24 protein-coding genes are annotated in these 21,856 nt (G+C 42.8%); 7 read left to right on the top strand and 17 right to left on the bottom strand.

The window, feature by feature from the left end:
- Positions 1 to 14: 14 nt before the first annotated feature.
- From HBHAL_RS08840 to HBHAL_RS08830, 3 genes are all read right to left on the bottom strand, one after another.
- Positions 15 to 1,769, bottom strand: a complete 1,755-nt coding sequence (locus HBHAL_RS08840; RefSeq protein WP_014643038.1) for an ABC transporter ATP-binding protein — start codon at positions 1,767 to 1,769, stop codon at positions 15 to 17.
- A 750-nt stretch (positions 1,770 to 2,519) separates the two neighbouring features.
- Positions 2,520 to 2,972 (bottom strand): redoxin domain-containing protein, encoded by a 453-nt coding sequence (locus tag HBHAL_RS08835; RefSeq protein WP_014643037.1) that lies wholly within the window; start codon positions 2,970 to 2,972, stop codon positions 2,520 to 2,522.
- Between the two features lie 84 nt (positions 2,973 to 3,056).
- A complete protein-coding gene (locus HBHAL_RS08830) occupies positions 3,057 to 3,599 on the bottom strand; it encodes a peroxiredoxin (protein WP_014643036.1) in 543 nt (180 codons plus the stop codon).
- A gap of 322 nt (positions 3,600 to 3,921) precedes the next feature.
- Between HBHAL_RS08830 and HBHAL_RS08825 the strand changes: the two genes are divergently transcribed.
- Positions 3,922 to 4,767 carry a mechanosensitive ion channel family protein gene (locus HBHAL_RS08825; protein WP_014643035.1) on the top strand — a complete coding sequence of 282 codons (846 nt, stop codon included), beginning with the start codon at positions 3,922 to 3,924 and terminating at the stop codon, positions 4,765 to 4,767.
- Between the two features lie 41 nt (positions 4,768 to 4,808).
- Here HBHAL_RS08825 and HBHAL_RS08820 read toward each other — a convergent pair whose 3' ends face one another.
- From HBHAL_RS08820 to cbpB, 6 genes are all read right to left on the bottom strand, one after another.
- Positions 4,809 to 6,098, bottom strand: coding sequence for a hemolysin family protein (locus HBHAL_RS08820; RefSeq protein WP_014643034.1), 1,290 nt, complete (start codon positions 6,096 to 6,098; stop codon positions 4,809 to 4,811).
- Between the two features lie 52 nt (positions 6,099 to 6,150).
- The gene (locus HBHAL_RS08815) at positions 6,151 to 6,393 is read right to left on the bottom strand and encodes a YkuS family protein (RefSeq protein WP_014643033.1); all 243 of its coding nucleotides are present in this window, start codon (positions 6,391 to 6,393) and stop codon (positions 6,151 to 6,153) included.
- Positions 6,394 to 6,472: 79 nt separating this feature from the next.
- Entirely contained in the window at positions 6,473 to 7,588 is a 1,116-nt protein-coding gene (locus tag HBHAL_RS08810) for an N-acetyldiaminopimelate deacetylase (protein ID WP_014643032.1), read from the bottom strand.
- 55 nt (positions 7,589 to 7,643) lie between these two features.
- On the bottom strand, positions 7,644 to 8,363 hold the full coding sequence (gene dapD / locus HBHAL_RS08805) for a 2,3,4,5-tetrahydropyridine-2,6-dicarboxylate N-acetyltransferase (protein WP_014643031.1): 720 nt from the start codon (positions 8,361 to 8,363) through the stop codon (positions 7,644 to 7,646).
- A 63-nt stretch (positions 8,364 to 8,426) separates the two neighbouring features.
- Positions 8,427 to 9,902: an MDR family MFS transporter gene (locus HBHAL_RS08800; protein ID WP_014643030.1), complete on the bottom strand. Its 1,476-nt coding sequence runs from the start codon at positions 9,900 to 9,902 to the stop codon at positions 8,427 to 8,429.
- A 774-nt stretch (positions 9,903 to 10,676) separates the two neighbouring features.
- Complete coding sequence (gene cbpB, locus HBHAL_RS08795; protein WP_014643028.1) at positions 10,677 to 11,126, bottom strand: cyclic-di-AMP-binding protein CbpB; 450 nt, start codon at positions 11,124 to 11,126, stop codon at positions 10,677 to 10,679.
- A gap of 245 nt (positions 11,127 to 11,371) precedes the next feature.
- Here cbpB and trhA point away from each other — a divergent pair, with 245 nt between their 5' ends.
- Complete coding sequence (gene trhA, locus HBHAL_RS08790) at positions 11,372 to 12,007, top strand: PAQR family membrane homeostasis protein TrhA (RefSeq protein ID WP_014643027.1); 636 nt, start codon at positions 11,372 to 11,374, stop codon at positions 12,005 to 12,007.
- Positions 12,008 to 12,068: 61 nt separating this feature from the next.
- On the opposite strand, the gene fadH is transcribed toward trhA, so the two are convergent.
- Positions 12,069 to 12,836 (bottom strand): 2,4-dienoyl-CoA reductase, encoded by a 768-nt coding sequence (gene fadH, locus HBHAL_RS08785; protein ID WP_014643026.1) that lies wholly within the window; start codon positions 12,834 to 12,836, stop codon positions 12,069 to 12,071.
- Positions 12,837 to 12,996: 160 nt separating this feature from the next.
- Here fadH and HBHAL_RS08780 point away from each other — a divergent pair, with 160 nt between their 5' ends.
- The 4 genes from HBHAL_RS08780 to HBHAL_RS08765 all read left to right on the top strand — a co-directional run bounded on the left by HBHAL_RS08780 (position 12,997) and on the right by HBHAL_RS08765 (position 15,994).
- Positions 12,997 to 13,857 (top strand): metallophosphoesterase, encoded by an 861-nt coding sequence (locus HBHAL_RS08780; protein WP_014643025.1) that lies wholly within the window; start codon positions 12,997 to 12,999, stop codon positions 13,855 to 13,857.
- A gap of 87 nt (positions 13,858 to 13,944) precedes the next feature.
- Positions 13,945 to 14,526, top strand: a complete 582-nt coding sequence (locus tag HBHAL_RS08775; RefSeq protein WP_041601298.1) for an SCO family protein — start codon at positions 13,945 to 13,947, stop codon at positions 14,524 to 14,526.
- A 702-nt stretch (positions 14,527 to 15,228) separates the two neighbouring features.
- The gene (locus HBHAL_RS08770; protein ID WP_014643023.1) at positions 15,229 to 15,705 is read left to right on the top strand and encodes a YkyB family protein; all 477 of its coding nucleotides are present in this window, start codon (positions 15,229 to 15,231) and stop codon (positions 15,703 to 15,705) included.
- Positions 15,706 to 15,781: 76 nt separating this feature from the next.
- Positions 15,782 to 15,994: a hypothetical protein gene (locus HBHAL_RS08765; RefSeq protein ID WP_139205846.1), complete on the top strand. Its 213-nt coding sequence runs from the start codon at positions 15,782 to 15,784 to the stop codon at positions 15,992 to 15,994.
- A 37-nt stretch (positions 15,995 to 16,031) separates the two neighbouring features.
- On the opposite strand, the gene HBHAL_RS08760 is transcribed toward HBHAL_RS08765, so the two are convergent.
- The 6 genes from HBHAL_RS08760 to HBHAL_RS20845 form a co-directional block, all read right to left on the bottom strand.
- On the bottom strand, positions 16,032 to 16,937 hold the full coding sequence (locus tag HBHAL_RS08760) for a chemotaxis protein (protein WP_014643021.1): 906 nt from the start codon (positions 16,935 to 16,937) through the stop codon (positions 16,032 to 16,034).
- Positions 16,938 to 17,045: 108 nt separating this feature from the next.
- Positions 17,046 to 17,252 (bottom strand): PLDc N-terminal domain-containing protein, encoded by a 207-nt coding sequence (locus HBHAL_RS08755; RefSeq protein WP_087946127.1) that lies wholly within the window; start codon positions 17,250 to 17,252, stop codon positions 17,046 to 17,048.
- A 63-nt stretch (positions 17,253 to 17,315) separates the two neighbouring features.
- The gene (locus HBHAL_RS08750) at positions 17,316 to 17,717 is read right to left on the bottom strand and encodes a hypothetical protein (protein WP_014643020.1); all 402 of its coding nucleotides are present in this window, start codon (positions 17,715 to 17,717) and stop codon (positions 17,316 to 17,318) included.
- Positions 17,718 to 17,778: 61 nt separating this feature from the next.
- Positions 17,779 to 18,477, bottom strand: coding sequence for a DNA alkylation repair protein (locus HBHAL_RS08745; protein ID WP_014643019.1), 699 nt, complete (start codon positions 18,475 to 18,477; stop codon positions 17,779 to 17,781).
- 17 nt (positions 18,478 to 18,494) lie between these two features.
- Positions 18,495 to 19,346, bottom strand: coding sequence for a patatin-like phospholipase family protein (locus HBHAL_RS08740; protein WP_014643018.1), 852 nt, complete (start codon positions 19,344 to 19,346; stop codon positions 18,495 to 18,497).
- An 815-nt stretch (positions 19,347 to 20,161) separates the two neighbouring features.
- Positions 20,162 to 20,305: an FbpB family small basic protein gene (locus tag HBHAL_RS20845; RefSeq protein WP_014643016.1), complete on the bottom strand. Its 144-nt coding sequence runs from the start codon at positions 20,303 to 20,305 to the stop codon at positions 20,162 to 20,164.
- A gap of 113 nt (positions 20,306 to 20,418) precedes the next feature.
- On the opposite strand from HBHAL_RS20845, the gene HBHAL_RS08735 reads away from it, so the two are divergent.
- Complete coding sequence (locus HBHAL_RS08735) at positions 20,419 to 21,570, top strand: aminotransferase A (RefSeq protein WP_014643015.1); 1,152 nt, start codon at positions 20,419 to 20,421, stop codon at positions 21,568 to 21,570.
- A gap of 29 nt (positions 21,571 to 21,599) precedes the next feature.
- Here the strand turns inward: HBHAL_RS08735 and HBHAL_RS20840 are convergent, their stop codons facing one another.
- A complete protein-coding gene (locus HBHAL_RS20840) occupies positions 21,600 to 21,764 on the bottom strand; it encodes an aspartyl-phosphate phosphatase Spo0E family protein (protein WP_014643014.1) in 165 nt (54 codons plus the stop codon).
- Positions 21,765 to 21,856 lie beyond the last annotated feature (92 nt).

Genomic DNA, 21,856 nt, shown 5'->3' with positions numbered 1-21,856 from the left:
TTTTCCCCCCTTCTTTAAGCATTAGAAGCATTGAGTATTTTTTCTTTATCCTGATACTGGATATCGTAGATCCTCTGGTATGGACCGCCGTTTTCAACAAGTTCGTCATGAATGCCTCGCTCTTTCACTTCCCCGTCTTCCAGTACGAGAATTTCATCCGCATGTTTCAAGGAAGAGATACGGTGGGCAATAATGAAGGTTGTCCTCCCTTTCATGACCTCTTGCAGCGCCTTTTGAATTTGGAACTCCGTTTCCATATCAACGGCTGAAGTTGCATCGTCTAAAATAAGTACGGAAGGATCAATCAGGATAGCTCTTGCAATCGCAATTCGCTGCTTCTGTCCTCCAGACAGCCCCATGCCTCGTTCTCCAAGCAGAGTGTCATAACCCTCCGGCATTTCCATGATGAAGTCGTGTGCCTGCGCCCGTTTGGCTGCATCCATCACATCTTCAATCGTGGCATCTGGATTGCCGTAAGAGATATTTTCCTTAATCGTAGTAGAAAACAAGAAAGATTCCTGCAGGACAAATCCGATGTTTTTCCTTAGAGTTTTTAGCCCAAATTCTTGAACCGGAGTACCATCGAGTAAAACCCGCCCTTTCTCTGGTTCATAAAATCTGGTGATCAGTTGCGTAATACTGCTTTTACCTGCACCCGTTGCCCCAATTAAACCAATCGTTTTACCAGGAGGCGCATCAAAGGTAATATGTTTTAAGGCTGAATCGTCGTCTTTTGTATAAGTTAACGTCACGTCTTCAAACGTCACATGACCTTGTAAGCGATCTTCGACGATCGGATCCTCTTTTTCCTGGATATCCTCTTCCGCTTCCAGAATTTCAAGTAAGCGCTCTCCAGAAGCTTTTGATTGGGAGAACAGGTTGATGACGAACCCTAAGTTCATAAGCGGTCCAAGAATGTACCAAACTAGACTGAAAAAGGCGACCAATTCCCCTAATTGAAGCGATCCCTCGATGACTAAGTAACCTCCGTATGCAAGCAGAGCCACCACGCAGACATTGCCGATAAATTCCATCAGAGGAAAGAAACGTGCCCATATATTTGAAGTTGTAATATACTTTGATCGATAGTCTTCGCTACGATCCGAAAACCTTCCGATCTCAAAACTTTCTCTGGACAGTGATTTCACCGTATTCATGCCGCTGATATTTTCCTGTACTCGTGTATTCAGTTTCCCAAATGACTTCCGGATTCGCCGGAAAGCTGGGTGTACTCTGCGATCAAAGCTGTACACTACAACAGCCAGGAACGGCATGGCCGCCATTGTCACGAGAGCAAGCGGAATGGAGTAATAAAACATCACACTCAAACTGATTACAATTAACAAGGTAATACGAATGAGTTCTGAAAAACCAAAGGATAAAAAGAAGCGAAATCCTTCTACATCTGCCGTTAAACGGGACATCAAGTCTCCCGTCTTCGCGTTATCATAATATTTAAAGGATAGACGCTGCAGTTTTTTATATAACTCATCACGCAGAGTGAAAACGGAGCTGATTCCAAAGTATTCTCCTAAGTATTGATGAAAATAAGTCGCAATCCCCTTCACGATCATTAACAAAATAAAGATGCCGCAAATGTATGGGATTAAATTATACTCTTCGCCCCGGATCACTTCATCTATCGTTTTTTGCAGGATGACTGGATAAACTACCGTAATTCCGGCTACGAATATCAGAGATAATACTGATAAGAAAAAGAACTTGCGGTAGGGCCAGTAAAACTGCTTTAATTTTTTAAAAGTCTCCATAATCCCCCTCCTCCAAATATTTTAACGTATTTATAAATATATCGGGTATCGAAATAAAATTCCACCCTTACGTGCCAATTTTTAAAAATTTCTGCCAGTTTGAATCATTCAGCCAGTGACAATGGTCATATCCTGGTTATTTAAGATCCGGTGAATTTCAAAGTTGCATTTTAAGATAGGCTCCCGATTGCGTAAGATCGGGTTCGTTTACTTTGTGTGGCAAGAGGCTGCCAGGGAGACTATTGCGAGATAAAAAATGAGGCCACTGAAAAACTCCTTTCTACCCAGGGGAGTGGGTAACGTTTGTTGTTGCTTCTCACGACTCGCTTGTCGGTGGATGCTTGCCGCGGGCACGACCTCAGCTAACTTGGTCAAGAAGAGCACTTGACCAAGTGGATCTTCGGCTCGCGCTGTTCCCGCAGGCGTCACCACCGAACGCTCATCGTGGAATCAACGGAGGTCCCTCTAAAAAAGAGTGATTATCTTGAACTTATTAACTGTTTTTTCTTCAACAAAGACTACATAAAACGGGAGAGGCGATGGTAGACCGTTATTCATCTACGAAATTGAGTAAGTATGATGGAGTCCCTTTCTCCGCCTAATATCTATCACAAGCTGAGTCTCACAGTATAAGTCCCTCCAGCTGAATACATGCTTATAAAAATTCAACAACAAAGCTTCCATTTAACTTGCCCTAACGTAAAAAAAGCAATCCCCATAGTTATATGGGAATTGCTTTCTTGTCATTCCTTATTTTTGGTTAAGCCCAAGTACGCGATTCACACGTTTACGAAGCATTTTCATTCCGCCGCCTCCAGCTTGAAAATGACGGAGGTTCCCTTCTTCATCAAATACATAATAAGCAGGTACGTACTGATTATCAAATGCATCCGTAAGAGCGTGCCGATTATCAACATATATCGGCTGAGTAATGCCATGCTCTTTTGCTACTTCCTGAATTTGATCTAAGTCGAGATCTTTTTCAGAGCGAGGCATATGCACAGCAATTACGTTTAGATCATCCCTATATTCATCACGAAACTCATTGACATTAGGCATGGCTTCTTTGCACATTCCGCAGCTAACTGACCAGAAGTGAATTAATGTCGGTTTATTTCCGATTAAATCTTCTTTCGTTAATGGCTCGCTGTTATACCATGTGGTTGCTTCTGGCAATTCAGGCATCGGTGTTCTTAAACGCATAATCGAATCCTCCTCTTGCTTGTTTAAGATGGAAAAGGGTCTAACACCTGACATGTTAGACCCTTAATCTTTATTAAAGGGAATTTATAGGGTTTCTTGTCCTGGCTTCCAGTTAGCCGGGCATAGTCCGCCGGTTTGAAGGGCCTGCAGGACTCGAAGCGTTTCGTCTACATCACGGCCGATATTGTTGTGGTTAACTACTTGATACTGAAGTTCACCTTCTGGACTGATGATGAATAGACCGCGAAGAGCCACACCTTCCTCTTCAATCAGTACACCGTAGTCTTTAGATACCTGGTGATTTGTATCTGCAGCCAAATGATATTCAAGGTCACCTAGACCATTATCTTCGCGGGAAGTATTGATCCACGCAAGGTGTGTGTGAATGGTATCTGTAGATACTCCTATTACTTCAGCATCCAGATCTTCGAATTCATCGAAACGATCAGATAGCGCTGTAATTTCTGTAGGGCATACAAATGTGAAGTCCATAGGGTAGAAGAAAAGGACTGTCCATTTGTCGTTCTTCATGTTCTCTTCCAGTGAAACTTTACCGAATTCTTTGTTAGGAAGTACTGCATCCATTTCAAAGCGTGGTGCTTGCTTGGCTACCATACGATCTGCCATTTGAATCCCTCCGAAAAATAATTTAAAAATGTAATGACTGTCTTTATCACAGTACCTAGTATAACGAGAACGTTAATTATAGTCAATTTTAGGTAATAATTAATTTAATCTGATCAGTTCCCATAGAAAGTTTTCTTACGATTAGTATGTGCTACTCCGTTTCTCATTAAACAATAGTTCATCAGAAAAGTAAAACTATATATGTGTCACCCGAAATGTTCTCCATGAATTGTCAAAAAACGAAATAATAATTGAAATGATTCTGGACTTTCCGATATTCTATAAAGGAACCCTAGCAAGTTTTGGAGAAAGGAGTCGTAAAATGAATATATTTGAAGAAGGTTTTAAATTCAATCCTTCCGTTGTCGTGGAGTGGATTATCACTGGAGGGCTCAAGATCCTCCTTTTACTGATTGCCTTTGCTATAGTGAAACCGCTTGGTAAAAAAGCTATTGGCGCGGCAATGAAACGGATGAGCAACCAGCGGAAATTATCAGATGGACGAAGTCAGACGCTTGAAAAACTGGCTATTAATATTTTTTCCTATTCCCTTACTTTCATTTTCATTGTCATGCTGTTAAGTGCGCTTACAATCGAAATCGGACCGTTGCTCGCTGGAGCAGGAATTGTTGGTCTTGCCATTGGCTTCGGCGCTCAGGGACTGGTTTCCGATATTGTGACCGGTTTCTTCTTATTATCAGAGCGGCAGGTTGAAGTGGGAGACTACGTAACCGCTGGCGGATATGACGGAGTGGTTGAGGAAGTAGGTATACGGACAACTCTGCTCCGCAGCTTCGATGGAACCCTGAATTTCATCCCAAACCGGAACATTTCAGGCGTAGCCAATCACTCCCGTGGAAACATGCGCGCGCTGGTGGATATCGGTATTGGTTATGACGAAAACATTGATCAGGCTATGACTGTCCTAAAAGAGGTTGCTGACGAGTTTGCAAACGATGAGCGTTTTAAAGAAGGGCCAAGCGTTCTTGGTGTTCAAAACTTAGGTTCTTCCGATGTTGTCATCCGCATCTTAGGAAAAACGGAAAATATGGAACAATGGGCTGTGGAGAGAGACTTGAGAAAAGCTATGAAAGAAGCTCTCGATCAGGCAGGCATTGAAATTCCTTATCCTCATCAAGTAAATGTAACGAAAAAAGAGAACGATTAATCGCTCTCTTTTAAAACTGGCCCGGGGAAACCCGGGCTATTTTAATGGGTATCTTCCCATGCTTCTACTTTTTTAATCTGACCGTCTTCCATATCCACGATTTTAAACTGTAATTTGTCTTCCGCTACAATGGTACCTTCCCTTGCTTCATAATCGCGAGTATAAATCCAGCCGGAAATCGTATCGATATCTTCGTGGTCTAAGTCTAATTCAAAAAATTCGTTGATATCCTGAATGGATGTTTTCCCTTCCAGAAGGAAGTGACCATTTTTCAGTCGTTTAATTTCACGCTCTTCTTCATGATCAAATTCATCCCGAATTTCCCCAACGATTTCTTCCAGAATATCCTCTACCGTCACGATGCCGGAAGTTCCGCCATACTCATCCATCAGGACGACCATATGTGTGCGATCTTTCTGCATTTTCACAAGCAGGTCATGAATCGGTACATTTTCAAACACTTTCATTACCGGTCTAATAAAGGACCTGAGTGATCCCTGCTCCTGGACATCTTCATAAAAGAATTCTTTCATATGGATAATTCCGATCACCTGATCCTTATCCCCATCTACCACAGGGTAGCGGGTGTATCGCTCCTGTTTCATCTCGCGCAAAACATTTTTAATAGAATGATTAACATCGATCACAGCCATTTCAGTACGTGGAATCATAATTTCTTTAGCCGTCCGATTGTCGAACTCAAAAATACGATCCACATAGGTGTACTCGGAACGGTTGATCTCTCCTTTTTGATAGCTTTGCGTTAAAATGTGTCTTAATTCATCTTCTGAATGGACTTCCTCAGACTCATTTGCCGTTTGAAAACCAAATAAGCGAACAAGTATATTCGCAGACCCGTTTAGCAGCCAGATCAACGGATACATAAGTTTGCTGTACAACATCAAAGGTCTGGCAAGAAGAAGTGTTATCGCTTCAGCCTTCTGTATGGCTACTGTCTTAGGAGCAAGTTCTCCTAGCACGACATGCAGAAATGTAATGATGAAGAAAGATATAGCAAAGGAAACGGTATGAGTGATCCCGGATGGTAAATTAAAATTACCAATTAAAGGATCCAGCAGGACTACAAGCGTTGGTTCACCAAGCCACCCGAGTCCTAAAGCGGTAATCGTAATGCCCAGCTGACACGCGGACAAATAATAATCAAGATTGTTCAGCACACGCAGCGAATTTTTGGCTTTTTTATTGCCTTCTGCAGCCTTTGCCTCTACACGTGTCTTTCGAACTTTTACGATCGCAAATTCACTGGCCACAAAAAAAGCTGTGAGGATGATCAAAACGCCTACCGCTAATAGTTTAATCGTCGATTCCATAATTCAACTCTCCCTGTTCTATGTACTGGAGGTAAAAACCTCCACCTGTTTCTTAGGAGAAACGAGCGTCCACTTCCTGACAAACTTCATCCGCAGTCTTCCCATGAGCATCAATAACAGAAGCTTTGGTTTCGGCATCCATGATGCCCATTACGTTGCGGTCCTGCCCGGAAATAACACAACAATCACAGCTCGCCGCATCCTCCTGTTTTTTCATCTCAACCAATTCATACCCTTTTTGCTGAAGAGCTGAACGTATATCACTTAGATTTTCTTCAATCCCTATTCTTTTCATCACCATCCACCTCCCTGCTTTGTATTAACAAGCATCTATTAGTGTTTACTGAAGGCAGATGGGTATGCATCCATATCGTTTACAGTCCTCTCATATGAGCTTCAACCAGGTTCACTCCTACAAGCATTGCCTCTTCTTTTGGATTTAGCGCCGATTGGTGCAACCCGGCTTCTGATTCCACTCCAAGCCAGAACATAAATCCAGGAATTTCCTTCAGCATGTATCCGAAGTCTTCACCTGTCATAGCCATACTTGCATCTTTAAACTCGTAAGAAGAGCTATCTACCGTATGTTTGAAGCTCTGGACAGCTTCTGTATCATTAAAGACTTGATAATAATTGGAGCCGTAGTGAATAGAAATATGGCAGTCGTTGCTTATTTCAAATCCTTTTGCCAGTTTTTCAATGTCCGATTTGACTTGATCCATCGATTCCGGTGTCAGGGTACGGATTGTCCCTTCAAGTCTCGCTTCCTGAGCAATAATATTTTGTACAGTTCCAGCTTCCATTTTACCTATTGTTATCACCGCGCTGTCGAGCGGGTCTACGCGACGGGCAACGATTTGTTGAAGGTGGGTGACAAACGAACTGCCTGCAACGACCATATCCTTCGCCATATGAGGAAAAGCAGCGTGACCCCCGACGCCTTTAAAATCGATAAATAATTCACTTGTATTCGCAAAAAGCAGTCCGGGTTTCGTGGATACCGATCCTACCGGGAGCTCTGGAGCAATATGCAGCCCAAATATGGTATCGGGTTTATGCTGCTTTAGAAAATCAGCCTGAAGCATAGGCTCTGCCCCTCCCGGACCTTCTTCTGCCGGTTGGAACAGAAAGACCACATGATGATCAGCCGGATCTGATGCAAGCCTCGTCAAGACACCTAAAGCAATCGTCATATGAAGATCATGACCGCAGGCGTGCATCCTTCCTTGATGAACGGAACGGAAGTCGAGGCCTGTTTCTTCATTTAAGGGTAAACCATCAATGTCTGCACGATAGCCGATCGTTTTCTCCCCTCTCTTTCCATCCACTTTGACAAATATTCCAGTTCTCCACGTTTCAATGGTCAGAGCCTCCTGAGGAAGCTGCTTAATATAGTCCAATAAAAATGTCTGTGTTTTTTCTTCTTGAAATCCAAGCTCAGGAATCTGATGCAAATTTCGTCTTACTTCAATTAATTTTTCTAGTTCCACGGGGGACCCTCCTTATAAGAAAGGCCTTGCTGCTTCAGCAAGGCCTCATTCATACTTATTGATCTAATTTACGAAGTTCTTGTTTAATTTCAGTTTTTGATTTGGTCTGGTCATCGATATCTTTAATTTTCTTCGCTGGCGTTCCTGCTACGAGTGTATTAGGTTCTACGTCAGCCGTAACGATCGATCCGGCTGCCACAACAGCACCTTCACCGACCGTGACGCCTTCAAGAATAACAGCATTCGCTCCGATAACCACGCCATCCTCAATGACAACAGGACTTGCAGAAGGTGGCTCAATAACCCCGGCTAGTACAGCACCCGCTCCGATATGGCAATTTTTACCTACCGTAGCACGGCCTCCAAGTACGACGTTCATATCAATCATGGTGCCTTCTCCTACCACAGATCCGATATTGATCATAGCCCCAAGCATAATCACGGCTCCGTCTCCAATTTCTACCTGGTCACGGATAATAGCGCCTGGTTCAATACGCGCGTTCACTTTTTTCAGATCAAGAAGTGGAATGGCTGAATTACGTCGATCATTCTCAATGACATAATCATTAATCTGACTGCTGTATTTTTCAAGTAGAGGCTGGATTACTTTCCACTCTCCAAAAATGACGCCCGATTGCCCGGAGACAAAATCTTGTACTTGCTCTCCAAAATCGAGGCTTTCAAGCTGATCCCCTTTTAAATATACTTTCACAGGTGTTGACTTTTCACTGTTTGAAATAAATGAAATAATTTCATTAGCATCCATTTGATTCAAGTTAAACTCCTCCTTTTATGTAATTCTTTCACCCTTTACTTTATCAAAGCGACAAGGATGATATCAAACTTCTTTTTTTGGAAGTCGCAAAATCAATAAAAAACTTATAATTGCCAGTATAAGGATTCCTATATATACCACATGCAACCCTGAAGTTAGTCCTGATTGTAACACTTCCAGGGCGCGTTTGCCTAACTCATTTCTCCCGCTTTCCCGTAAAAGTAAATTTGTGGAATCCACGGTAAATTGATCTGGTAAACCCGACTGTTCAATGGCTGCATTAATCCGGCTGTTCAGCAGTCCTCCGAGCAAGGCAGCACCAATTGCACTGCCTATAGTCCGCATAAACATGTTCGTTGCTGTCGCTATCCCTCTTGTTTTCCAATCTACCGTGTTTTGAATAGAGACGATAAAGGAGGTTGAGGAGAGCCCCATGCCTATTCCAATGAACAGAGAGCCAATGGCTGCAAATAATGGGCCTTTATCAGGCGTTAATACTGAAAATAATGAAGCTCCTATAATTAGAGATACTCCGCCGAGAATAGAAGTCGGACGGAAGCCTATTCTGAGCACAAGCCGTCCGGCAAGGGTGGAAGCAATAGGCCAGCCGATCGACATAGCCGTCAAGGTGAAGCCTGCCACAGTGGCTGACTGCTCCATAACTCCCTGTACAAACGCCGGAAGATAACTCGTAACCCCCATAAGTATCATACCTGTCGTGAGAGAGGTTAAATTCGCATAGCGGATGGACTGGTACTTCCAAATATGAAAAGGCATCATCGGCTCGCGTGCTTTTCTTTCCACAAAGTAGAACATAATAAAGCTGATAATAGATGCCATTAATAAAGCAAACATAGCCCATGATTTCCAGGGGATACCTACTCCTCCCTCTACCAGGATAAACATGAGTGTACTGATCGTAATGACCACCCAGAAAGAACCAGCCACATCAATGGGTCTTTTTTCTTCAGAAACATCTTCATGGAAGAAAAAAATGACACCAAGTAAAGCCAACAGGCCAAGCGGAACGTTCATCCAAAAAACATACGGCCAACTGAGCACATCTACAAAAAATCCGCCCAGAGCTGGACCTGTCACGGCTGAAATCCCCCATACACTGGACAGATAACCTTGGATTTTCGCTCGTTCTTCCTTTGTATAAATATCCCCGACGATCGTGGTCGCTATCGGCATTAAGGCCCCTGCCCCGAACCCCTGAATGAGTCTGGCAACAATTAATACTTCCATCGAAGGAGAAAGCGCAGAGGTCACAGCCCCGATTAAAAATAAGCTGATTCCCATCATAAAAATCGGCTTTCGGCCAAATATGTCAGATAAGCGTCCAAACAATAATACTGTCGCAGCATTTGTTAGTAAATAAGCTGAAAATACCCAGCTGTATAAACTAAACCCTCCGAGATCAGCCACAATGCTCGGCATGGCTGTCGACACGATCGTTGCTTCGATAGCAGCCAGAAACATCGCCATCATAATGGAAGCTAATACGAGCCCACGATTTCTTCTCTTTTTCTTTGTCATGCGGACATCCACCTTTAAAACCATACGCTAGATTAAATATTGCTAAAGTAATGAAAGAGTCCACTTCATCGTACGTTTTTTGTAAGACTCTATTTTTTTGATTTTAATAAAATGTCTATTAAGCTATAGAGCCGGATTGTGGAAGACTCGACTTCGAGATAATCCGGGGTCCGTTACTTAATAGGTATAGGGTTGGTGGGGAAATAACTCGCTTTCCTATGGGGGAACGGTGAGCTTCCTCGCTCGTTTCACTCCCTGCGGGATCTCACCTAGTCCCTTCTCCCATGGGAGTCTCGTCATTTCCCCACCAACCCAGCCGAATAAGAATAACGGCCACTTTTATAAGAGAGAATGCTCTCCTTCTTAATCGGTCCTAAATGCTTTTATGACAGGCTATTTTACATCGTTATAGCATAAGAACAGCCTCATGAGCACATGCATTTTTCTCATTCACTCGTTGATGTCTTGAAGGGTATCGAGTTTTTGATTTGGCCAGGTCCGGAGGGGGACGATGAAGACTTCTGCGGGATGAACATGATCGGTGAGATCCCGCAGGGCTGTTAAGCCCGAGGAAGCTCAGCACATGCCCGCGAAAAGCGAAATCGTCCCCCGCAGGACCAAATTCTCACAAAAGCCTCGAAATCAAGTCTTCAAGTAATGGGAGCTTTATTGGAACATCATCTCGTAGATTTTCCTGACCTGAACCATAATAAAATAGAGGGCACCGATGTGATGCCCTCTATTTTATCATAGCTGCTATTTATAGTCTTTTGTTTATACCCATTTAAATGTCTCGTGATAATGCTTACTAAATTGCTTAAGAATGGTACGCCGGGTGACAATTCCATCAAATTCACCATCATCGTCAATTACACAGACGAAAGGAAAATCAATTAACTTATGCAAAGCGTCAATCATACTGTCTTCATGATGGAGATATGGAAAATCCTTATCCATCACTTCTTTTACTTGAATATCAGATAAACGGTTTAATTCAAATTCTTCAATGCCTAGAGTTTCTTCTAAAATCTTCGACTTACTGATGACCCCTTTAAACTTAAAGGTCGGATCTAAAACAGGAATAGAAGAATAACCGGTCTTTACCAGTACCAGCAAAGCGTGCTCCAATGGATTGCCAACTTGGACATGAGCTACTTTTTCAGAAGAAATCATTAACTCGGATACTTTTGGAATAACTAATGCTTCTTTTTCTAAACTTACCATAAACTTGTTCTCTCCTTTTTCTCTTGCAACTGAAGGAGCAGAAAGACGCTTTGGTTAACCAGTAAATATAGTAACATACATCTGGATAAATCTCGACCTGCAAATTCCGACAAACCTTTTCCTGAAGGGTTTTCAGTCTATTTTTTATACCCCTTATCTATCTATATATAAACCTTGTTGTTTATTAAATATTTACGAAGGCGTATAATAAAAAGCAACATGAATTTATTGGGGCTGAGAAACTAATGATGACACACACGTTTTCAAGACGCGAAGAAATAGCGAACGCTATTACGCACGGGATTGGTGCTGTATTAAGTGTAGGTATGCTGGTGATGCTGGTCGTATTTGCAAGTCTGGAAGGAAACGCCTGGCATGTGGTGTCCGTTTCTATATACGGGGTTACCATGCTTGTGCTGTTCGTTTCTTCTACACTTGTGCATAGTTTTCCAGCTGGGAAAATGAAAGACTTATTCGAGATTTTCGATCATTCAGCTATCTATTTGTTTATTGCAGGGACCTATACCCCGATCCTACTCGTGCCACTGCGTGGTTCCTTAGGATGGACACTGTTTGGAATTATATGGGGAATGGCTATTTTAGGGATCATTTTCAAAGTCTTTTTTGTAAAACGTTTTGTCGTTCTTTCTACACTATTCTATGTACTAATGGGATGGCTTCTTATTATTGCGTGGGGACCGTTAACCACTGAAGTGCCGGCAGCAGGAATAACTTACCTGATCCTCGGGGGTGTGATGTATTCCATCGGTTCAATCTTTTATGTATGGAGAAGCTTCACGTACCACCATATGGTTTGGCATTTATTTGTGCTTGGTGGCTCTATTTTTCATTTCTTCACTATTTTCTTCTATGTAATCTAATTGCACAAAGAAACCGCTGCAGCGTGCAGCGGTTTCTTTAATAATTTTTTTAATTTACCAATTAAAATGGAAATTTATTCAGCCACTGACCTCCATCCAACGTAACGACTTCCCCGTTCATGTAAGCGGCTTCATCGGAGAGTATAAAACGAGCAAGACCAGCAATTTCTTCAGGTTGTCCTACTCTACCAAGAGGAACAGACTTCAACGTGCGTTCCGTCGCTTCTTCGGATTGAAACAATCGCTCTGCTCCCCCTGTCCGTTCAATCGGTCCCGGAGCAATGGCATTAGCTCTGATTCCATACTTACTTCCCCACTCCACAGCAAGCGTTCTCGTCATAGCAAGCACTCCAGCTTTTGCCGATGCAGAATGAATAACACCAGCTCCTGCACCCCATGCATATGTAGCGACCATGTTTAAAATAGATCCTTTGATTTGGTTTTCTATCCAATAGTTACCGACGGCCTGACTGCAGTAGAACGTTCCATTTAATACAATATTGATGACCGAATTCCATCCGTTTGGGGATAGCTTTTCTGCGGGCACGATAAAATTACCGGCTGCGTTATTAACCAAATGGTCAATTCTACCAAATGCATCCACGGTTTCATTAACCATTCTCTTTGTGTCTTCCACTTCACGCACATCCATAGCAATTAGTAGAAGATGGTCTCCATTTTCTCCAGCGATCTGCTTTTTTGCTTCCTCCAAACGCTCCTGCGATCGTCCTGTGATCGCGACTTTAGCACCTTCTTCAAGAAATCTTTTAGCCATATAGAGCCCCATACCACTTGAGCCCCCTGTAATAATGACCACCTGATTATTCATTTCATCATCCTCCTATCTCTCTATATATTCTACATTCCACATAAAAAAATGAATTCCTGTTCATTTTTAAAAAAATATTAAAAAGGAGGAGAATCTTCCTAAGTTTGAATAAAGATTTTCGTGGTATAATGACCAAAGAATTCAGGGGAGAGGACTTTCTATGAAATTAACCAGGCGCAAGTTCATTAAGAATATGGTGCGCAGTTTTCTAGGATTTCTAGGTTTAAGTGGACTGAGCTACTATTATGCCAAGTATATAGAACCTGATTTATTAACCGTAAAAAAGTTCAGCATTAACCATTCGAAGATTCCCAAAAGCTTTCATAACGTCGATATCCTTCAATTCTCCGATACACACATCGGATTTCATTATGATTTAAATAAATTCGAGCAGCTGGTCGAAACCATGAATCAAAGAAACCCGGATTTAATTTTATTTACCGGGGATTTAGTAGATGAACCGCAGACCTACTCCTTTACGGATCGGCTGCCAGCCTTATTAAACCGATTAGAAGCTCCACTCGGAAAGTACTGGATTTATGGCAACCATGACCATGGTGGATACGGTACAGAGAAGATTTATGAAGTTATGTCACGCGGAGGGTTTACCCTGCTTCAAAATGAACACACATCGATTCAGAAAGAAGGCGAATCCTTTACCCTTGCCGGACTAGATGACGTAATGCTTGGACGTCCAGACATAGAAGAGACCCTGGCCCAACGTAGCGAAAACAGTTTCACGCTTTTTCTCGCCCATGAACCTGACATAGCTGACCAAGTCCAGCGGTATGGGGTAGATGTTCAGTTATCTGGTCACAGTCACGGCGGACAAGTACAGCTCCCTATCTACGGCTACCTGGTTACACCTCCTTTAGCTGAAAAATATGTAGAGGGTCATTATCGTCTCCCAGATGGAATGGATTTATTTGTAAGCCGAGGTTTAGGTACTACACGGATGCCCTACCGCTTTCTCTGTCGCCCGGAATTCTCGATCTTCCGCTTAAAATCACCAGAAATCTAACTATTTTTTGACAGTGAGCACTCGATGACTGCCTGCCGGAAAGCAGTGGTACACTTAGAAGAGAGAAAAGTAAATTGGGGGATTTACATGAAACGCAGAACAATATGGGTACTCGGTTTGGCAGTTTTACTTCTGACAGCATGCGGGTCTCCAATCGAAACAAATATGTCCAGGGATGTGAATTCCCTTGAAGCTGTAAATCAGGATGGTGAAAAAGTCATTCTGCCGGAAGACTACAGCGGTGAATACTGGATTGCTGATTTTATTTTCACAAGTTGTGAGACGGTATGTCCGCCGATGACCGGAAATATGTCCCGTTTACAGCAGGAGCTTGACCAGGAAGGGATGGAGGTCCCGCTCGTTTCTATGAGTGTAGACCCTGATACTGATACTCCTGAGAAAATGAAGTCGTTTGCTGAACCCTATCAGCCTGATTTCAGCCATTGGAACTTTCTTACGGGTTATTCCTTCCAGGAGGTAAAAGAATTTTCGATCAAGTCTTTTCAATCTCCAGTTAAACAGCTGGAGAACTCCAACCAGGTTGCTCACGGAACCAGTTTTTACCTGGTCACTCCAGAAGGAGAGGTCATTAAAAGCTATAACGGTACAGAAGCTGGAAGTGTGGATCAGATTATTGAAGATTTGCAAACATTAAAACAAAATCAATAGAAGTCTAATGAAACATTACGCAGATCATTAAAGAAAAGCTCCCATTACTTGTAGACTTGAATTCGAGATATTTTTGGTTCGTTACTTCATATAGAGAAGGGGTGGCTGCAGAAACAACTCGCTTTCCTGCGGGGGAACTGGCAAGCCTCCTCAGTCGTTACCACTCCTTGTGGGGTCTCGCCTAGCTCCTTCTCCCGCGGGAGTCTCGTCGTTTATTCCGCCACCCCAACGGTATCTAGTGAACGAACCCTGCTACAGCAGACAAGAGTTGTACTTCATCTGCCTCAAATTCGGTCGCTACGCGTAAACAACCATTAAAACTCAGGGTGGAGAATACATGATTCTTGTTCATTAGAAGGAGATGTTGCAGAGACGTTAGAACTCTCCATGAACGAAAAGGGGCGGAAGGGAACGGCGAAGACTCCTGCGGGATGAACATGATCGGTGAGATCCCGCAGGGCTGTTAAGCCCGAGGAAGCTCACCACATGCCCGCGGAAAGCGAGCCGTTCCCTGGAGCCCCTTTCTCCACACAATATCTCGAAGTCGAGTCTTACAGTAAACGGACCTATTGTGTAAGAAGTTTCTTAGTATACGAAGCATGTTGTTTCACATTTTCCGTAAAATTAAATGTAAATTTTTTGCAATTATAACAAAAAACACATATGATAGATTTACACAATTGGATAGAAAGGAGAAATGTTATGAAGAATTATGCTCTCTCAAACAGAGAATTGGCCGAATCCCTGTTTATTGTTAACCGACACGCCAAAACGGCACCCGAACCTAAACACTTATATGATATAAAAAAATATACAATTGATAAACTTCTGCAGGAAAGCCGCGCTAAAAAAATTGGACTCCATTTCTCAGATCACCCTAAGCTAAGCCAGCAACATTCCACCCTCCTCATTGAAATTGCCGGGTACTACTTTCATATTCCAGCGAACAAACAGGATTTCGACCAGTTAGAACACCTGGGTAAAGTCGACCAGTCGTACAGAAATCCAAAACCAAAATTGTCTCTGTCCAAAGCCAAGCGAATACTTTATCGTTATTTGAATTGGGAACAGCCTGTGAAGAAGCAGCCAGCCTACGCCTCTCAGTCCCGTCCTGCTTCCAGTTTTCTTGGCCAGCGTGATGTATCCCTGTGGAACCAAAGACGCCGTAAGCATAATTAATTTTCCGAGATGTTCTGAACCATGTTTTACCGCTTGAATAATAAGGAAATAGAGGTTGTAGAGGAGGATGATACAAATGAGTACTGATATGTTGGAAGATTTCCAATACCATCTAAAGAAATACATGGAATACACAACAGAAATGCGTGCTGCTTTTGAACACCTGTCGGAGCATCAGCAAAAAATCATTGTGGAAGCGTCCCCTACCAAAACCGGACCTGAAACATTATCCAAGCAGGCATATGCCTGGCACGATGAACTTTACAAACGGTTGAATATCGAAAAATAATGCAGAGAAAGCCGCTGGGATTCAGCGGCTTTTTCCGTTATAAGATATAGTGATCGATCCATTTGACCAGTTCAAGAATTTCAGGTTTGGATACTTGCGCCTCGGCTCCGACCTTTTCCCCTTTATGGCGAAGATCATTTGTAATTAAAGAAGAAAAAATGATAACCGGAAGAGCCGTCATCTCTTCATTTTCTTTAATGATTTTCGTCAGATGATGCCCATCCTTCTGCGGCATTTCAATGTCCGTGATGACCAACTGGTATTCTTCTTCTACCACTTTCCCTTCATCCACTAGCTGCTTAAGATGATCGAGTGCTTCTTTTCCATCCTCGAATACAACAGTCTGGTCATACCCCGCTTCTTCAAGTGTCTCCTGTAACAACGCCCGGAGAAGGCTGGAGTCTTCAACGACCATAATCCTTTTTTCGGATCTCTCCCTTTCCCCAAGGTTCCGTAACTGTTCCTTAGTGATACTGGACTCAGGACTAATATCAGCGGCCACTTTTTCAAAATCCAAAAGCAGCAGCATGTCGCCCTCCATTTTTACAATACCTGTAATTTTCGTTTCCAGTCCTTGATACATTTTTTTTGGTTTCTCCATCTGCTCCCAGGAAATCCGATGAATTCGTGTGACCGTATGCACATGAAAAGCAATTTTCATTTGATTAAACTCCGCTAGAATGAATTTATCCTGTGCAGGTTGAGCTGAAGGGTCAAAGCCCAGAGCGTGAGCGGTATCAACCACAGGCACGACTTCCCCTCTTATTTCTATAATTCCTTCCACGGAAGGATGCGAGTGAGGAATATGAGTAATAGGCTGCGGGTTAAGTATCTCTTTTACTTTAATTACGTTGATACCGAATCGATTGGTTCCAATGCCGAATTCTACGATTTCCAGCTCATTCGTTCCACTTTCCAGGAGTACGCCTTGCTGATTTTCCATAGGTTATCGTCCTTCCTATTTTCGTTCATTCTCTCTATATATCGTCTTCAGAAACTCCTTATTCAACAGAATAGAACCATAAAAAAACACCCTTTCAGAGAGGGTGTTCTAACTATCATTTCTGATGACTAAATAGACGATGAGACCTATGACAGGGAAAAACAAGGTGCCGAGTAAAACCATTATGGCAAACTCCGAACTCCTCCCTTTTCTTCGAGAGTCACGGTAGGACCATATACTCGTTACGATATTTAAAACCAATAAAAGCAGACCAAATAAAAGAAAGGTGAACAGAAGCGTCAGGTTAAATTCCATCATCATGGTGTATTCCCCCTTCTGTAAGCTTTACGAATTGTAAAGGCAGAAGGTTTCAGAAAACTACGCAGCCTGTTTTTTCGCTCGCTCTCTCAGATGAGTCCATGTTTTTTTGCACATTTTAAATAGTACGTACATGACTCCATAGCTGCTGACCGCAAGCAGACAAATAGACCAGTAGTAATCCGGAAGTGTCGACTGCTCCTGACTCATCGCATACCTGTCCACGAGCTGTAAGAACGCAATCGTAATTAAGCTGCTTGTAAAATAGCTCGCAAAGGTGTTCCAGTTTTTTACCATCATCCATTCAATGATGGGACGAGAGACCCACATCAAGGACATAACCAGGACAAAAACTAGAAAAAACTGTATATGCTCCGGTTTAAAGCCGACCATACGAATCACATCATCATTTAACATCGCAATCACATGATCCAGCACAGCATAATCTATCCACTTCTCCATACAAAGCATCTCCCCGTGTTCATGATACAACCATTATGAACATATCCCATGGAGAATAAACTTAAGAAGATAGCAGTCCTTTGTTCTTTGCCCACTTTAATCCTTCTCTTTTGGTCAAAGGCCGGAAAGATTCCGACTCCAATAATTGGACTACGGCTTCCGTATCTGTTTTACTATATTCGCGAAGCGCCCAGCCTATTGCTTTTTCGATAAAAAACTCTTTCTCGCCCTTCAGCTGACGTGCCGTCTCGAATAATAACCCCTTATCTGTCTGCTCTTTATACTTTAATTGATGAAGCATGCTGGAACGCCTTACCCAAAGGTTGCTGGAATGGCTCCAGTTTTCAGTGATTGGTCTTAATTGTTCAGGATAACGCTTAAAATATCCGCCGCATAAATTGGACGCAATCATATCCACGGTATCCCACCATGAGGCAGTCATCATCAGTTCTTTATAAACCGCGATAGAAGATGGAACGGCTTTCTTCACACCTTTTTCCAATAATCCAAGAGCTGCATAATGACATTCCCTTTCTGGCTGCTGGAATAGCAGGATGGCCGCATCCATCCGTTCAGTTTCCGAAATCGTCCTATATTCTTTATAAATCGGACGCAGAATGGGTGTGCGCTCAGGACTTTTAATGCCATAAAACAGGAACTGGTGTTTCATGTAGGCTTCCATAGCCGGCCTGTTCTCTTTATTTTGATGCTCCTGGAAGGTGTGAATAATGGCGGACTTAATTTGTTCGCTTCTCTTCACTCAGATCATCCCTTCCCTCAGGTTTGTAAAAAGGCTGCCAATTGATCAGCCTGGCTTTGCGCTTCCTCGTATCCTTGAGTGTACAACTGGTGAAGACGATCCCGGTTCCTTTCAATGCGGCTTACCTGAAGGGGCTTCATTGGCCGGAGTACAAAGGCTTTTCCTGATTGTTCCATCCGCTTCACTTCATTCAATCTTTCATTATAACGTTCATGGCGGTTAATCAAGGATTGAGCGAACATCGGAAACTGTCTATATTTCCGGTTAAAATACCAGCCCAATTTCATCTTTCCTTTTAAGTAACCGTCATTTCTAGTTAACACGAATACATGTTTAGCGTTTCCATGCTTAATTGAAGGACCGACTGGAATCGGATCCGAAATCCCCCCATCCATCAATTGTTTCCCATCATACATAATGCTCGGGGCAACCAATGGAAGAGAACTCGATGCACGCATCACTTTCAATAGACTCTCCCTCGTTGGGAAATGATCATAAAACTGGGGTTCCCCAGTTTCAAGATCGGTTGTTCCAACCACAAAATCAGCCTTCTTTGATTGAAACGATTCATAATCAAACGGAACCAGATCATTCGGAAGTTTATCAAAAATAAAATCCATTCCAAATAACTGCCGTTTCGTAAACATTCGTTTATAGGATATGTACTCGGGATGATCCCCGTATTCAACCATGACTTCATAATTTCTGCCTCTTTGTCCAGCCACATAGGAGCTTCCATTGCAGGCACCTGCTGAAGCACCTACCACAAATGGGAATTGGATTCCTTCGTCGTGAAAGAAATCCAGAACACCTGCCGTATAAGCTCCCCTCATGCCTCCGCCTTCTAAAACTAAACCCGTATCTTTCATCGATGGACCTCCTTTGTGCTTGTACCCCTTATTATACCAGTGATATGCCAATTTTAAATCATCCTGCCTATCTGTGGCTTTATGTCTTCTTACATCTTACTAAAAACCAGGATCTGTTAAACTTCCGTGTTGATTTTTCATAAGAGGCTTATTACGCAATAGGGCCGTATAGTTGAAGACTCAGTTTCGAGATATCTTAGGTCCGTTACTTAATATAGAGGAGGGATGGCTGCGGAAACAACTCGCTTTCCTGCGGGGAAACTGGCAAGCCTCCTCGGTCGCTGTCACTCCCTGTGGGGTCTCGTCGTTTCCTTCGCCACCCAGCCTGAAACGTAAAACGGCCCCTTTCATAAGAGGGGGAATCATCCTGAAGCAGCCTTAAATGCTTATAAAGCGGGATTTATACACTTAAATAAGCTAGATACTCTTTCGCTTCTCAGGTTCATTATCTTTGTCGAACAGGCATCTTCGAAGTGCATTTCGAGCTCCCTATTTCGCAAGGTCCAGAGGGGGACGATGAAGACTCCTGTGGGATGAAAATGACAGGGGAGACCCCGGAAGGCGAAGCCTGAGGAGGTTCCGCGCAGAAGAGGTTCGACTAATAACGCCACGTCGTGTGGCAACGTCGAACGACCCTGCGTCATGCAGGGCCGGAAAGCGAATCGCCCCCCGCAGGACTTCCCTCACTTCCAATATCTCGAAACTGAGTCTTCAAGTAACGGGAGCTTAACCTAAAAAACAACACGGAAGTTTAACAAGCCAAAAACTAAAAAAGCAGCCCTCTGGTATGCGGCTGCTTTTCTCATATGGTATCATCAGTTAACATAAGAGGATTCAAGTTTCTTTGTGTGTTTTTCATCTATTAGTTCTTCAATTTTATCAATGGCTTTCTGATCTTCTAAAAGCTGTTGTTTATTTTGAGCGACTAATTCTTCAAAAGAGATTCTGCTCATTCTCATAACAATCAAACTCCTTTCTATTAAACTACAATCAAATTATAACAAAATTCTACAGAGAAACTATCGAAATTGTTTGAACATTTTGTTAAATATATGTAAAGAGGTGCTCAGCAATGGAACAATATATCAATCCCCGCCTAAACGATATCCAAATATCAGGAATTCGCCGCTTTTTTAATATGGTGAACCAATATGATGATGTCATATCCCTTACAATTGGCCAGCCAGATTTTTATACACCTGATCATATTAAGCAGGCCGCCGTAAATGCGATCCAGTATAACAGGACGACTTACACTCCGAATGCTGGAATTCTTGAGCTAAGACAGGCCATCGAACAATATGTATCCGAAAAATATGGGTTATCCTATCAAGCCGAGGAAGAAATAATCGTGACGGTCGGAGCCTCCCAGGCGATTGATGCCACACTTCGAACTATTCTTACCCCAGGAGACGAAGTTATTTTACCAGGTCCTGTTTACCCTGGATATGAACCTTTGATTAAACTTGCGGGAGCCACCCCCGTGTATGTAGATACGAGAGGGCAGGATTTTAAACTCACAGCTAAGCAGCTTGAACAATCCATAACATCAAAAACGAAAGCCGTTATCCTTCCCTATCCATCTAATCCTACGGGAGTTTCGTTGACGGAAAGTGAGTTACGCGGAATTGCAGATGTATTGAAGAAATATAAACTGTTCGGATTGGCCGATGAAATTTATAGTGAACTGGTTTATACGGGGAATCATACATCCATCGCCCAGTTTTCGGATGTCCGGGATCACATCATTGTAATTAACGGTATTTCCAAGTCCCATGCCATGACCGGGTGGAGAATTGGCTTTTTACTTGCTCCCTCCTGGCTTGCCAAGCACATCTTAAAAGTACATCAGTACAATGTTTCCTGCCCGACTTCGATCAGCCAGTATGCAGCGCTCGAAGCATTGACTAATGGAAAAGAAGATCCCTCCTTTATGAAGGAAGAGTATAAAGAACGAAGGGATTATGTAATGAGACGGTTATCTGGAATGGGACTTGACTACGTCGTGCCTGACGGAGCCTTTTATATCTTCCCTAAGTTTCCTATGGATGGGATGACGAGTTTTGAAAAAGCCGTCCAGCTTTTAGAAGAGTGCCGTCTTGCCTTGGTTCCTGGGGATGCATTTTCTACTTACGGCGAAGGGTACATGCGATTATCGTATGCTTATAGTCAGGACACCCTCAAAAAAGGACTGGACAGACTGGAAGCTTTTCTCGCCGATTAAAAAAAGCCTGCAGCTTAAGCTGCAGGCTTTTACTTATTAGCTTTATGTTCAATTTGATTGAGGACAGCATCTAACTCCTGGCTGATTTTAACTGTCTCTTCACTGGAAAAACCTTTTTCTAACGCAACTTCAGTCATCCGTTTGCGAAGTGCTTCTATTTTAATGGAAACAGGATCTTCCTTTGATGTAGTCACGACAGGCTACCTCCTTGACTTTAAGGGCATGTTACAACAAAACAACGGGAAAGAATGTGTGTTCCCCTTGACAGAAAAATTATCTCAAGATT

The organism is Halobacillus halophilus DSM 2266, from assembly GCF_000284515.1.
Lineage (GTDB): Bacteria > Bacillota > Bacilli > Bacillales > Halobacillaceae > Halobacillus > Halobacillus halophilus.
Note: the sequence above shows the minus strand (reverse complement) of the source record. Positions and strands in the feature narration are given on the sequence as shown.